Genomic DNA, 13,636 nt, shown 5'->3' on the forward strand with positions numbered 1-13,636 from the left:
TTTACCGTATTTGACACAGACGTGCTAGAATCCGCACGTCGATTAACGTCGGTCGTATACTTTTTAATCATCACGACCGCCAACAACAATGACCATAAGGATTACAGCTATGGGTTTTCTTTCCGGTAAGCGCATTCTGATTACTGGCGTTGCCAGTAAACTCTCCATCGCCTACGGTATTGCGCAGGCGATGCATAAGCAGGGCGCAGAACTGGCTTTCACCTACCAGAACGACAAACTGAAAGGTCGTGTGGAAGAGTTCGCTAAAGAATTGGGTTCAGACATTGTTCTGCCTTGCGATGTGGCAGAAGATGAGAGCATCACTGCCCTGTTCACTGAGCTGGCAAAAACCTGGCCAAAATTTGACGGTTTCGTGCACTCTATCGGCTTTGCCCCGGGCGATCAGCTGGATGGTGACTACGTCAATGCCGTGACCCGCGAAGGTTTTAAAATCGCGCACGACATCAGCGCTTACAGCTTCGTGGCGATGGCCAAAGAGTGCCGCGCGATGCTGAACCCGAATGCAGCCCTGCTGACCCTCTCTTATCTGGGCGCAGAGCGTGCTATTCCAAACTACAACGTTATGGGTCTGGCGAAAGCGTCGCTGGAAGCTAACGTACGCTACATGGCTAACGCAATGGGTCCGGAAGGCGTGCGCGTCAACGCCGTATCTGCGGGTCCAATCCGTACCCTGGCTGCCTCCGGCATCAAAGATTTCCGTAAAATGCTCTCCCACTGTGAAGCGGTTACCCCGATTCGCCGTACGGTGACCATTGAAGACGTAGGTAACTCTGCGGCCTTCCTGTGCTCCGACCTGGCAGGTGGTATCACCGGTGAAGTTGTTCACGTTGATGGCGGCTTTAGCATCGCTGCAATGAACGAGCTGGAACTGAAATAAGTTCTGCAGGGGCGAGCCTGACTCGCCCCACTCCCTCTCTGACCGCACTATATACCCATTCGATATTAATTATTCCCCTTCATTCTTTTGCCTGCGCATGACCATCAGCGACGATAAGCCTGCCCCCGAGTGGCGACACGCTTTTCAGAATTTCCCGTCGTACGCTCAGCCCGAATTTAGCGAAAGGATGGATTATGGAACAACGCCGTTTTACCGGCCATAACCTCTGGCTGTATGAAAGCCAGGCTCGCCCATACACCTCCACCACCGCCCCGCTGGTCCCCGAGGCCGCCCTGGTTAACGATCGATTCCTGCTCGGCCTGCAGCAGGAAGCAACGGTTTTACAGCCGCTGTTTCGCCATTTTCAGCCGGCGCTGCTGGCGGCTCGCGATGTAAGCCAGCTGCTGTTTCCTGACAGCCTGACGGCATCGCACACGCATACGCTGACACTCTACGACCGGCTGAGCGCGGCCCTGACGGTCGCCCAGGTAGCGGGCGTTCAGCGCCTGTGCAATCACTACTCAGCGCGCCTCAACCCGCTCCCCGGTCCCGACTCTTCCCGCGAGAGCAACAATCGCCTGACGCAGATGACGCAGTATGCTCGTCAGCTGGCGATGCAGCCGGCGCTGATTAACGCTCACAGCCTCGGCGCGCTGGAGGCGGTGGGACTGACAGAGCCCGATATCATTACGCTGACCCAGATTATCGGTTTCACAGGATTCCAGGCGCGGATGGTGGCTGGCGTGCAGGCGCTGCTGGCACAGCCGGTACGCTGGATCCCCGGCGCATCAGTGCCGCCCGACGCCTGCGCCACGCTGTTTGCTGAAGATAATCTCTGCTCGCCCGGGCTGAAGCCGCTGGAACGACGTTACGCCAGCCCGCAGCAGCTGAGCGCGCAGGCTGACTGTCTGAACGATAGCGATCTGGAGCCGCTGAGCTGGCTGCTGATGTATGATGCGCCGGTTCTGAGCGGCCTGCAGCGCCTGAAACAGCAGCTGATGCCGGTTAACCCTGAGGCGGAGGCGCTGGCGCTGGCGGTCAGCGCGCGTATTCACGGCTGTCGTCAGCGTTTTACACGCTACGCCGGTGAGCGGCGGGAAGTGTTACTGGCTGACGCTGCGCATAATCGCGACGCGGTGGCTGCGCTGAGCGGGCAGCTGACGCGTCAGCCCGATCGGTTTAGTGCCGCCCACCTGCAGCCGCTGATCAACAGCGGCTGGGATCATACCGCCCTGTTTACGCTGTTGCAGAGAGTGGCGCTGGCCAGCTGGGAAGACCGGCTTACTATGGCGCTGGCAGAGACGCGTCAGTCATGAAGATGGCGGCGCGCCTCATCAAAAAAGTGCTGCGCCAGCGGTGAGGCACGTCCCGGCTCTGCGATTACCAGCGCAGCCTGTCGTCCCATTGGTGCCATATCGATCGGGCGCCGCGCCAGGTTCTGCAACAGTTCGGGCAGCAGATGCCCGCACGGTGAAACCATCACGCCGAGGCCAACCTGCGCGCTCTGCAGCAGCTGCATAATGGATGCGCTCTCAACTATTACACGCGGCAGCAGGCCGGTTTCGCGCAGCTGCCCGTCCAGATAGCGCCGGAAATAGCGCGTGGGTTCAGCCAGACAGAGCGGCTGCGCCGCCAGGGTATGCAGTGAGAGCCGCTGCTGCTTCAGCAGCGCCGGAAAGTGCTGCGGGTTAAAAATCGCTTCCACCCCGCCGTCGTTCAGCAGTGCCGTCTGAAAATGCAGTTCGCGCAGAGCGGTGAGCTCAAAAAAGCCGATCCCGCCGTCGACGGTATGGCTGTTTAGCGCTTCCAGTAGCTGATCGGCGCTCATCGCCGCGACGCGATAGTCCAGCTGAGGATAGCGCGTCTCGACCGCTTTAAGCAGCGCCGGCAGCGCCACGCTGCACTGCGGCATCACGCCCAGCCGCAGCGTGCCGTTTACGCCATGTTTGAGAGATTCAACCTCCAGCTTCAGTCCCTGATAGACGGAAACAATTTCCCGCGCCCAGGTCAGCACCCGTTCACCTTCCGGGGTAAAGCCGTCAAAGTTATTACTGCGGTTAATCAGCGATAACCCCAGCTCACGCTCGAGGTTTTTGAGCCGCATTGAGAGCGTGGGCTGGCTGACAAAACTCGCTTCTGCCGCCCGACCAAAATGGCGCTCCCGCTCAAGATTACACAGGTAAATTAATTGTTTTATGTCTATTTTGATTACCTATCAATGACTTATGAACTATAAAACATCTGATAAAATTATTATGTACTAACCTGCGTAATAAATAAAAAATTGCTCAGATACAGAGTGCGGATCATCAGGTAGCTCAGCATGAATGTCAAAATGAAACATCTCTGTTCCGCATCTCGCACGTTACCTTCTCATTACGATGACATCATTCAGCGGCTCACTTTCGATCACCTCGACCTCTTCTGTCACCAGACTGTTGCGGTATATTTTCCCCAGCCCGGAGTAGCCGTTCCACTAATACGCAATCCTGTTTCCCGGTTTTACCTTCGCGGCTGAGTCAACCAGCAGAAAACCATCCGGGATATCCACGCGGAACGTGGTCGCCGGGTTGGAGATGAATACCGGGTTGAGGCTGAGCCGCGGCTCTATGGAGTCGTGTGCCGGTGAAGTGAATCCCATCAGAGGCCACCGTCAGCGTTGAACCGGAACCACGTCATATGCTCACCCTCCTGCGTTGAAGCGTCGCGGAAGGTCGTCGTGTCGCTCCGTACCCGGTCATTGGCTGCTTTGTGAGGTGCCAGTTAACGCGCCCCAGCCTCTCTGCAACGTCGCCAGTGATGACGATGCAGCGGTCTGATGGCGCGCGCTTCATGAAACTGATGAATGCTTCTTTAATCTGCTACCCGGTAGCATGATCAAATCCTGCTCTGATGATAACTGTGTATAGACACAGCAGTATCGAACGGTGGATCTGATCAGGATACGTCAGAGGTATATTCTTCAATGCTGCTTTCCGGCATGACGACCAATGACAGCCAGTGCATACACATAGTTGCGGCATAACGCCGCGCCAGATTAATCAAGGCTGACCTGTGTCAGAGCACATTAATCAAATCACTAATGCCTGCAGCATTACAGGAACGCCGCCCTGCAGTTCCCGCGCAGTACGGACCCGGTTTATCAGAACGAGGAGAAATAAGTTGTGAAATGGATTTTACTATCAGGAATTTTAGTTTCGAGCGCAGTCATGGCGGACGGTCAAAGCTTCTATACTCCAGAGGTTCGATGCCTGAATGACCACACCATCCCCTTCATTGAGACCCGTATCCCGCCGAAGAAAGTCGTTGATGATGCTTACGCACAATGCAAGCCTGAACTTAATGAGTGGATGAAGTTGCAAGAGCCATTGCCTGATGAAATGAAGCAGCATATGCGCAAAGAGTTGTATGACTTCTATATCAGAATGATTGATATACGACGAAAATATGACGCTAAAAAAGCCGCAGAAGCTGCTCGCTAAGGCGGTTTATCAAGAGGAAGCTGAATGATGAAAATTAACGTGGTTTTCGAGGATACCGGCGCTGAAGAGGTACATGATTTTGATACCAAACCCTGCGCCGGGGATCTGGTGACGCTGATGCGTAATGGGAAAGGAGAAGATTTTATAGTTATCATCGGGCCTGACCCAGACCACACTCATGATGATGGCCCTGATGGACATCCAGCAAAGGCTTCAGTAAGGCCTGCATAACACCGGATAAGATTTAACCAACCGTCCCTGAGGCGGTTTTTTTTATATCTGATATCCGGAGAATCATAATATCCGACATTGCAGATGATGCGTCAGACCCTGAGATAGTCAATGCAGAAATTGCTATGGCTAACCGGCCACGCCCGGAGCCGCGGTCCCCCTTCTGCCGTAATGGGGACTGCGGGGAACCTTCCCGCGATGGATACAGCTACCGCAGCCGGGAATGCAGAGAAGAGCATGAAGTTATCTGACCAAAGACGAGCCGGAGAGGAATATGTGAAACGTCCAGCAGACCCGCACCTGGTGGGCCTGCTGCGTTCAACATTGTGTCGAGTGGTTCGAAAATTAGGCTTTAATTTTCACCTGATATGTCCATTGCAGAAGTGCACCCAAAACGAGGTACATTTCCATCATCTCTTCATTATTTTCTGCACTAGCTGTTACTCTCTCGCTAGTCGTAAGGAATTGAATTAGCTCGGACAATTGAGCTGATACGGCTGTGTGTGTGTCCACTCTGTTCCTGAAAGGTTAAAAGACCGCCGTATATCTTTGGAGGATAAAGTAAAGCCTATCAACTGTAGGCCAAAAAAAATCAAAAGCAAATATATTGCATTAGAAATACCACTTTTATCTTTCGTACCTGTTAGCCCAAATCGGACTACCCACTCATTAATCTTTATCACGCTCTGCGTGAGAAGGTGTTACGGCTATAAAAGCGTTTCAGAAGTAACTCATCAGCAGAATGGAGAGGCCGGTTACTGTGATAACCCACGAGAGAAAGGCACGCTGCTGTGTTTAGTTCATTCAGAAATGAGTGAAGCCATAGAGGGAGAGCGTAAAAATCTTATGGATGGCCACCTGCCGTATCGCAAGATAGCAGAGGTTAAACTGGCTGATGCCGTTATCCGCATCCTCGATTACGCACATGCTTTTGGGTATGACTTTGAGGGCGCTTTGGTTTACGCCGCATTGCAGTATTGTCAAACGCTCCATAAATGGTCCGGATTTCGTCATCATCAGGAACACGCTTCGTAAGCTTCTTTATACCAAAATCGTTCGCTTTCAGGGATTGTACCGGGGTCGCTTCTGCCATCCTGGCGCACAACTCATGAATGTGCCGGTTCATGAAATGTCACTATTCGCCTGGTAATACCCGGAACGTTCCTGGGTATCTCCCTGATTAACTCATTCCATGTATGCCTGCCAGCAGACTCATGAGGTAAATGGCCGGTTTTCAGAGACATACGAATTTTAAACGAACGGAGAATTCCGGCAGCATCTTTCAGGTTAGCCCGCGCGTAAACCCTGTCCCATCCCCGTATAAGCTTTTCAGCAGTCATAGCTGTGACATTTTTTTATAGCGCGCAGCAGGGTACGTATAAATATCCATGCCCTCTTCCGGTTCACGCCCGATGTTGATTGATTCTTCACGGGCCCCTTTAAGGCTGAGTGCCGGATAGCCGCCCGCGTCAACTTGCCGCTGTTTATCAGTAACCGGTAGTGCATGTGAAAAACCACTTTGCCCTTTTTGCAAATCCGTACGGATAGCTCGTCACGATCGGTTTTCTCAGAAACCTTTTCATGCTCTTTACCCATGAACGACCATGATTAAGTATCTGTAAGTGCTATTTTTTACGGTTAGTACATAGATTTTAATTACTCAAAGTACCCGATGTTATGTACTGATTTCAGGGATTCAGGTGCGAATTGCCGGCATTATGAGGGGCAGGTCAGGGCAATAAATAAGGCTTAAGCCCTTAGTGCCCGGGATATTAAGGGATAATAAAGAGAGCCTGTTATTAAATTAATGACTACAGAGGTAAATTTGTTCTTTTATACCTCTTTTTCACCTGTCAATAACTTATGCAGGGCCAAATCCTTCGTTATAACGTTTATGTACGACCCGAAGTGATCATCTGTTTGAGGTAATGAGCGCAAACTTTGAAGACGTTGCCGGCGGCAATATAAAAGCGCGGCTGATGCAGAGCTTCGGTGATCAACGAATCGGGCTGGACCGCCGTCGGGGATTTTAACCCCGCTCTCTGCCCTAAGTAGCCAGCGCTCTGTCCAATGAGCTAACGGCGGATAACTGCGGTGCCAGACGTTTTCAGATTGCTGTTAAAGCAGCTGGTGAGCCTTACCCGATGGCAAACTGATACTGCCCGCGAAGGCAATTTAACGTATGACCTGATTATAACATATTGGTTACCCGACGATGCCGGGACAGAGCAAAATAGAGGGGCAAGCGCGGTCTGGCCAGCTGTCAGCTGGCTCTGCCTGAGCCGGTAAGCGATACGGGCTGGGGGATAACTCATAAGCATTAATGATAAATAAACATTTACTTATAGGATTATTCTGATACATTAGGTGTGCAAAGATTGCACACAGCAAAAGGACTATAAAAATGAAAAAAGTCGCCACGCTTCTGGTTTTAACTGCAGCATTTGTTTTTTCAACGGCAGCGGTTGCCTGTCCTAAAGGGACCCACCCTCACGGCGGTACCGGCTCGCACCATGCTGGCGGTACGTGTTACTGATTCCTGTAAGTGCGTTTACAGGATAAAGAGCCAGCGTTGTTCTCAGCCAGCCCACCGACAGGTGGGTTTTTTTATGCACTCTGCGCTTCATAACCGGTAAGCGCTGCGCACAAAAAAGCTGCCCGCAGGCAGCTTCAGGGTAATGCCCTACCCGGCGCTTATCTCCGGCACTCGCAATGGCTTAGCTCTTGAAAGGGCAGCGTTACTATCGCAAATATCCGCCCGACGCTTTTAACAATGATTGCGATCCTCACTATTAGCAGGCTTACAAATCAGCTTACCCCGAGCGCCTGTTTGACTTCATTCGCAATTTTTTCAACCTGCGGGCCATAGATCACCTGCACATCATGTTCCGTCACGCGGTTAACGCCGTTAGCTCCGGTGGAAAGCAGCGTCTGATCAACTACCTCATTCATTGCCTTGACGCGTACCCGCAGGCGGGTAAAGCAGCAATCGACTTCCTCTATATTCGCTTCGCCGCCCAGACCGCTGATAATGACTCTGGTACGCTCGTCTGCCGTGACCTGCGGCGCTTTCTGCTCATCTTCACTCTCGCGTCCCGGCGTCTCTACCCCCATACGCGTGATGACCAGGCGAAACAGATAGTAATAAAGCGGCGCGTAACAGGCACCCAGCACCAGCGTCCACCACCAGTGGGTCTTACTGCCGCCGAGAATGCCGAATACCACCAGATCGATAGCGCCGCCCTGCACGTTGCCAATCATCAGGTGCAGCATCGACATCAGCATAAACGAGAGGCCGGTCAGCAGCGCATGCAGCACATAAAGTACCGGTGAGACAAAGATAAAACAGAACTCCAGCGGCTCAGTAATACCGGTGGTAAATGAGGTCAGCGCCCCCGCCAGCACCAGCGCTTTTACCCGCTGCTTATGCTCCGGACGGGCCGTATGGTAGATCGCCAGGGCGGCGGCCGGCAGACCAAACATCATGACCGGGATTTTGCCCTGCGCCAGAAACTGCGTGGCGGTGCGTACGGTGTCATCCGGAATCGCCCCCGGATGCGTCAGCGAACTGTTAAAGATATTGAGCGCGCCGACGACGCTCTGTCCCTCGACGGTGGCCATCCCGCCAATCGGAGTAAAGCGCACCGTCTCGTTCAGAATATGGTGCAGGCCGGTCGGGATCAGTAGCCGTTCGCACGCTCCCAGCAGAAAGGCGCCATATTGCCCGCTTTTACCAATCATCTCTCCGACCCAGGCAATACCGGCTCCGATAGTTGGCCAGATGAGCGCCAGCAGCACGCCCGCCAGCGGCAGCACAACCACGGTAATAATCGGCACAAAACGGCGTCCGCCAAAAAAGCTGATCGCCACCGGAAGCTGCTGAGTATAAAAGCGGTTGTGCAGTACTACCGTAAGCAGCCCGGCAATCACCCCGCCCAGTACGCTCATGTTGTAGGTAAAAATGCCCAGCATCTGGATATATTCTGCCGACAGCATCATCGCGCTGGTTTGATCCATCCCCGCCTGCTGCAGCGCCTGCGGCGTGGTGGTTGCGGCGGTCAGCCCTTTGGCTGCCAGGGTGGCGCTGATGCCTGTGTTCATCATCAGATAACCAATGACGGCGGCAAAAGCGGCCGTGGGTTTCTCCGCTTTCGCCAGCCCGATTGCGCTGGCAACGGCAAAGAACAGCGGCAGGTTGGCAAAAAGTGCACCGGCAACCTTGCGGATAAAGCCGATGATCAGCTGTGGCACCTGCATCTGTGCAAAGGCTTCACCGGTGATCGCCGGGTTCTGCAGCGCAGCGGCCAGTCCGAGAAATATGCCAGCGGCGGCGATAACCGAGATAGGCATCATCAGCGCTTTACCAAACGCGTGGATCTGGCTGGTGAGTTGTTTCATGACGCGCTCCTTCACACGGTGAAAGAGCAATTATTAGCCACTATTACGCTGCTTACGCAGCCGCGTGTCTCTCAGAGCTGAGGTAATTTGAAGTAGATCACAGTTTGCCGCCATGGCGATAAACGCCGCCTATCGCTCAATTAAGTCAATCAATTAGACAACCTCTGTTCTCAGTCGCACACTTCTTTTCAACAGAAGACATATTCTGATAACAACTCATAAACAATAAGCCTGCGACTACCATGAAATTTAAACGTAAAATTCAGCCTTACCGCGCTGCTGCCGGCGGCTGGGGTTCACTGGAAGCGACCACCCGTTTCGTATTTGACAGCAAAGCTGCCCTGAAAAATATGCGTAATCTGATGCGCATGAACAAAGCGCGCGGCTTCGACTGCCCCGGCTGTGCCTGGGGCGATGATAATAAAAGTACGTTTAGCTTCTGTGAGAACGGCGCCAAAGCGGTGACCTGGGAAGCGACGCGACGCGTGGTCGAGCCTGAGTTTTTTGCTCAGCACAGCGTCAGCACGCTCTATCAGCAGAGCGACTATTTTCTCGAGTATCAGGGGCGTCTGACGCACCCGATGCGCTATAACAGCACCACCGATCACTATGAACCCATCAGCTGGGATGCGGCGTTTGCGCTGATTGCTCAGCACCTGAAAGCGATGGACCATCCCGATCAGCTGGAACTCTACACTTCCGGGCGCGCCAGCAATGAAGCCTCCTGGCTCTATCAGCTGTTTGGTCGTGTGATGGGCACCAATAACTTCCCTGACTGTTCCAACATGTGCCATGAAGCCAGCGGCAGCGGCCTGAAACGCAGCATCGGTGTCGGAAAAGGCACCATTCGTCTCGACGATTTCGATCACGCTAACGCCATTTTTGTGCTCGGGCAAAACCCGGGGACCAACCATCCGCGCATGCTGCACAGCCTGCGTCACGCTGCCGATCACGGCGCAAAAATTGTGACATTTAATACCCTGCGTGAACGTGGTCTGGAGCGCTTTGCCGATCCGCAAAAGCCGCTGGAAGTGGTCACATCAAAAGCTGGTACCATTAGCTCTGCCTACTATCAGCCCAACCTCGGTGGCGATATGGCTGCCCTGCGCGGCATGGTGAAAGCGCTGCTGGAAGTGGAGCGCGCGCGCCTTGCCGCCGGTGAGCCGGGCATTTTCGATCGGACGTTTATCGCCGCAAACACGCAGGGCGTTGAGGCCTATCTGGACGCGGTAGATAACACCTCGTGGCAGCAGATTGTGCAGCAGTCAGGCCTGAGCGAAGCGCAGATCCGCGAAGCGGCGGCCATTTATCAGAGCGCGGAACGGGTGATTATCACCTGGGCGATGGGGATCACGCAGCATAAGCACTCCGTCGACACCGTACGCGAAATCGTCAACCTGCAGCTGCTGTTTGGTCAGCTGGGTAAAAAAGGTGCCGGCCTTTGCCCGGTACGTGGCCACAGCAACGTGCAGGGCAACCGCACCATGGGTATCGATGAAAAGCCTTCTAAGCCTTTCCTTGATGCCATGGGCGCCCATTTTGGTTTTGAACCCCCGCGTAATGCCGGTCACAATACCGTTGAAGCGCTGGGCGCCATGCTGCGTGATGAAGTGAAAGTGCTGATTGCTCTCGGTGGCAATCTGGCGGCGGCAGCGCCCGACTCTCCGGTTACGGAAGCCGCGCTGCAGCACTGTGGTCTGACGGTGCATATCAGCACCAAGCTCAACCGCAGTCATCTGGTGCCGGGTCATGAAGGGCTGATCCTGCCTACGCTGGGCCGCACCGAGCGCGATCGTCAGGCTGGTGGTAATCAGTTCATTACCGTTGAGGACTCATTCAGTATGGTTCACGCTTCAGAAGGCGTGGGCATCCCGCTGGCGGAGACGCAGCGTTCAGAAACCGCCATTGTGGCAGGTATCGCCCACGCGACGCTGGGCAGCGATCATATCGACTGGCTCGGCATGGCGGCGGACTACAATATTATCCGCGATCATATCGCCGCAACGATCCCGGGCTTTGCTGATTTCAATACAAAGTGCGACCAGCCTGGCGGTTTTTATCTCGGCAACGCGGCGGCAGAGCTGCGCTTTAATACGCCATCGCAGCGTGCTGAATTCAGCGCGTCCGCCCTGCCCGACTCGCTGTTTCCTCAGCTCGGCAGCGACGTGACCGTGCCGTTTACGCTACAGACGCTGCGTTCACACGATCAGTACAACACCACGATTTACGGTCTCGACGATCGCTATCGCGGCGTCTATGGTCAGCGTGAAGTGGTGTTTATTCATCCTGAGGATATGGCGGCGCTGGGCTTTACCGAAGGCCAGCAGGTGGATATTGAAACTCTCTGGAATGATGGCCTGACCCGTCGCGTCAGCGGCTTTAAACTGGTGCCTTACAACATTCCGCGCGGGAATCTCGCAGCCTACTATCCGGAAACCAACCCGCTGGTACCGCTCTCAAGCTACGGCGATATCAGCGGAACGCCGACCTCTAAATCGGTGCCGGTGAAGCTCACGCTTAGCGCCGCCCTGCCCACGCAGCGTATCGCCTGATTACGCGTTATTCTCTGAAACAAAAGCCGCGCTCTGCGGCTTTTTAACCCGTTTTAACCTTGCCGCGCGCCCCTGATTCGCGTAAAACTGTCCACCGCTCTTAGGCCACGAAACTGACTAAATTATGTTCCAGGATAACCCGCTGCTCGCGCAGCTGAAAGAGAAGCTTCACGCGCAGACTCCGCGCGCCGAAGGCGTTGTGAAAGGCACAGAAAAAGGCTTTGGCTTCCTTGAAGTTGATGCTCAGAAAAGCTACTTCATTCCGCCACCGCAAATGAAGAAAGTGATGCACGGCGATCGTATCACCGCGGTAATCCACACCGATAAAGATCGTGAAAGTGCAGAGCCGGATACCCTGATTGAGCCGTTTCTGACGCGCTTCGTCGGCCGGGTGCAGAAAAAAGACGATCGTCTCGCCATCGTGCCGGATCATCCGCTGCTGAAAGATGCCATTCAGTGTCGCGCCGTGCGCGGTCTGACGCACGATTTCCAGAACGGTGACTGGGCTGTGGCTGAAATGCGTCGCCATCCGCTGAAAGGCGATCGCGGCTTTTATGCTGAGCTGACTGAATTTATCGTTACCGCAGACGACCACCTGGCGCCGTGGTGGGTCACGCTGTCGCGCCATAACCTGGAGCGCGAAGCGCCAGAGAGTGAATGCGGCGGAATGCTGGATGAGCAGCTGACGCGTGAAGATCTCACCGCGCTGAACTTTGTCACCATCGACAGCGCCAGTACGCAGGATATGGACGATGCGCTCTATGCGGAAGCGCAGGCGGATGGCAGCCTGCTGCTGACCATCGCTATTGCCGATCCGACCGCTTACGTAGCGGAAGGCAGCGAGCTTGATAAGCTGGCCGCCCGGCGCGCGTTTACCAACTACCTTCCCGGCTTTAACATTCCTATGCTGCCGCGCGAGCTCTCCGATAATATCTGTTCGCTGCGCCCGCATGAGAAACGTCCGGTGCTCGCCTGCCGGGTGACGGTCCAGCCGGATGGCGCACTCGCTGACGACGTGCATTTCTTTGCAGCCTGGATTGAATCCAAAGCCAAACTGGTTTACGACAACGTCTCAGACTGGCTGGAAAACAGCGGCAGCTGGCAGCCGGAAAATGAGGCGATTGCTGAGCAGATCCGTCTGCTGCATCGTCTCTGCCTGGCGCGCAGTGAATGGCGTCAGACCCATGCGCTGGTATTTAAAGATCGCCCCGATTTCCGCTTCCTGCTGGGAGAGAAAGGCGAAGTGCTGGATATTATCGCTGAACATCGTCGTATCGCTAACCGCATGGTTGAAGAGGCGATGATTCTGGCCAACATCTGCGCGGCGAACGTGCTGCAGAAAAAACTGGGTTTTGGCATCTACAACCTGCACACCGGCTTCGATCTGGCCAACGCTGAACAGGTAGCCGGCGTGCTGGCTGGTCACGGCATTACCGTCGATCCGCAGGCCATTACGACACTGGAAGGGTTCCGTCAGATGCGTCGCGAACTCGACGCGCAGCCGACACAGTATCTCGACAGCCGCATTCGCCGTTTCCAGAGCTTTGCTGAGATTGGCACCGAACCCGGCCCGCACTTTGGTCTGGGTCTGGATGCCTATGCGACGTGGACCTCACCGATCCGTAAGTTTGGCGATATGATCAACCATCGCCTGCTGAAAGCTATTGTGCGCGGTGAGAGCATTGCCCGTCCGCAGAGTGACGTTACGGTTATTATGGGTGAGCGTCGTCGCCTTAACCGGATGGCTGAGCGCGATGTGGGTGACTGGCTTTATGCGCGTTTCCTGACGCCTTTCGCCGGCAGCGAGCGCAAATTCAGCGCCGAGATCATTGATGTATCGCGCGGCGGTATGCGCGTACGCCTGCAGGAGAACGGTGCGGTGGCCTTTATTCCGGCGCCGTTTATTCATGCGGTACGCGATGAGCTGGTCTGCTCGCAGGAGAGCGGCACGGTGCAGGTTCAAGGTGAAGTGGTGTATCGCGTCACCGATATTATTGATGTCACCATCGCCGAAGTGCGCATGGAGACCCGCAGCGTGGTTGCCCGCCCGGCAGCCTGACGGCGCTCATAGTGCG

The 13,636-nt window shown here is 54.7% G+C and carries 11 protein-coding genes and 1 tRNA gene; 7 read left to right on the forward strand and 5 right to left on the reverse strand.

Going from position 1 to position 13,636, the window contains the following annotated elements:
* The first annotated feature begins 109 nt into the window (after nucleotides 1–109).
* Together fabI and LAC65_RS07950 are read left to right on the forward strand one after the other, a co-directional pair.
* On the forward strand, nucleotides 110–898 hold the full coding sequence (fabI, locus tag LAC65_RS07945) for an enoyl-ACP reductase FabI (RefSeq protein WP_039384517.1): 789 nt from the start codon (nucleotides 110–112) through the stop codon (nucleotides 896–898).
* Between the two features lie 194 nt (nucleotides 899–1,092).
* A complete protein-coding gene (locus LAC65_RS07950) occupies nucleotides 1,093–2,214 on the forward strand; it encodes a CMD domain-containing protein (protein ID WP_039384520.1) in 1,122 nt (373 codons plus the stop codon).
* Here the strand turns inward: LAC65_RS07950 and LAC65_RS07955 are convergent.
* Nucleotides 2,205–3,101, reverse strand: coding sequence for a LysR family transcriptional regulator (locus LAC65_RS07955; RefSeq protein ID WP_039384523.1), 897 nt, complete (start codon nucleotides 3,099–3,101; stop codon nucleotides 2,205–2,207). The genes LAC65_RS07950 and LAC65_RS07955 overlap by 10 nt on opposite strands.
* A 273-nt stretch (nucleotides 3,102–3,374) precedes the next feature.
* Nucleotides 3,375–3,539, reverse strand: coding sequence for a S24/S26 family peptidase (locus LAC65_RS07960; RefSeq protein ID WP_158448517.1), 165 nt, complete (start codon nucleotides 3,537–3,539; stop codon nucleotides 3,375–3,377).
* Between the two features lie 523 nt (nucleotides 3,540–4,062).
* On the opposite strand from LAC65_RS07960, the gene LAC65_RS07965 reads away from it, so the two are divergent.
* The 3 genes from LAC65_RS07965 (at nucleotide 4,063) to LAC65_RS07975 (ending at nucleotide 5,646) form a co-directional block, all read left to right on the forward strand.
* Nucleotides 4,063–4,380, forward strand: a complete 318-nt coding sequence (locus LAC65_RS07965) for a hypothetical protein (protein WP_039384526.1) — start codon at nucleotides 4,063–4,065, stop codon at nucleotides 4,378–4,380.
* Between the two features lie 24 nt (nucleotides 4,381–4,404).
* Entirely contained in the window at nucleotides 4,405–4,611 is a 207-nt protein-coding gene (locus LAC65_RS07970; RefSeq protein WP_224144701.1) for a hypothetical protein, read from the forward strand.
* A 549-nt stretch (nucleotides 4,612–5,160) separates the two neighbouring features.
* Nucleotides 5,161–5,646: a nucleoside triphosphate pyrophosphohydrolase family protein gene (locus LAC65_RS07975; protein WP_224144702.1), complete on the forward strand. Its 486-nt coding sequence runs from the start codon at nucleotides 5,161–5,163 to the stop codon at nucleotides 5,644–5,646.
* Between the two features lie 301 nt (nucleotides 5,647–5,947).
* Here the strand turns inward: LAC65_RS07975 and LAC65_RS07980 are convergent, their stop codons facing one another.
* The 3 genes from LAC65_RS07980 to LAC65_RS08000 form a co-directional block, all read right to left on the reverse strand.
* Nucleotides 5,948–6,145: a hypothetical protein gene (locus LAC65_RS07980; protein WP_039384530.1), complete on the reverse strand. Its 198-nt coding sequence runs from the start codon at nucleotides 6,143–6,145 to the stop codon at nucleotides 5,948–5,950.
* Between the two features lie 476 nt (nucleotides 6,146–6,621).
* Nucleotides 6,622–6,696 (reverse strand) — tRNA-Lys (locus tag LAC65_RS07985).
* Nucleotides 6,697–7,419: 723 nt separating this feature from the next.
* Entirely contained in the window at nucleotides 7,420–9,009 is a 1,590-nt protein-coding gene (locus LAC65_RS08000; protein ID WP_039384533.1) for a PTS transporter subunit EIIC, read from the reverse strand.
* Between the two features lie 242 nt (nucleotides 9,010–9,251).
* Between LAC65_RS08000 and LAC65_RS08005 the strand changes: the two genes are divergently transcribed.
* Together LAC65_RS08005 and LAC65_RS08010 are read left to right on the forward strand one after the other, a co-directional pair.
* Entirely contained in the window at nucleotides 9,252–11,561 is a 2,310-nt protein-coding gene (locus tag LAC65_RS08005) for an FdhF/YdeP family oxidoreductase (protein WP_039384537.1), read from the forward strand.
* A 124-nt stretch (nucleotides 11,562–11,685) separates the two neighbouring features.
* Nucleotides 11,686–13,620, forward strand: coding sequence for an exoribonuclease II (locus LAC65_RS08010; protein WP_113655177.1), 1,935 nt, complete (start codon nucleotides 11,686–11,688; stop codon nucleotides 13,618–13,620).
* The last annotated feature ends 16 nt before the right edge of the window (nucleotides 13,621–13,636 follow it).

It is taken from the genome of Pantoea eucrina (genome assembly GCF_020079945.1).
GTDB lineage: Bacteria > Pseudomonadota > Gammaproteobacteria > Enterobacterales > Enterobacteriaceae > Pantoea > Pantoea eucrina.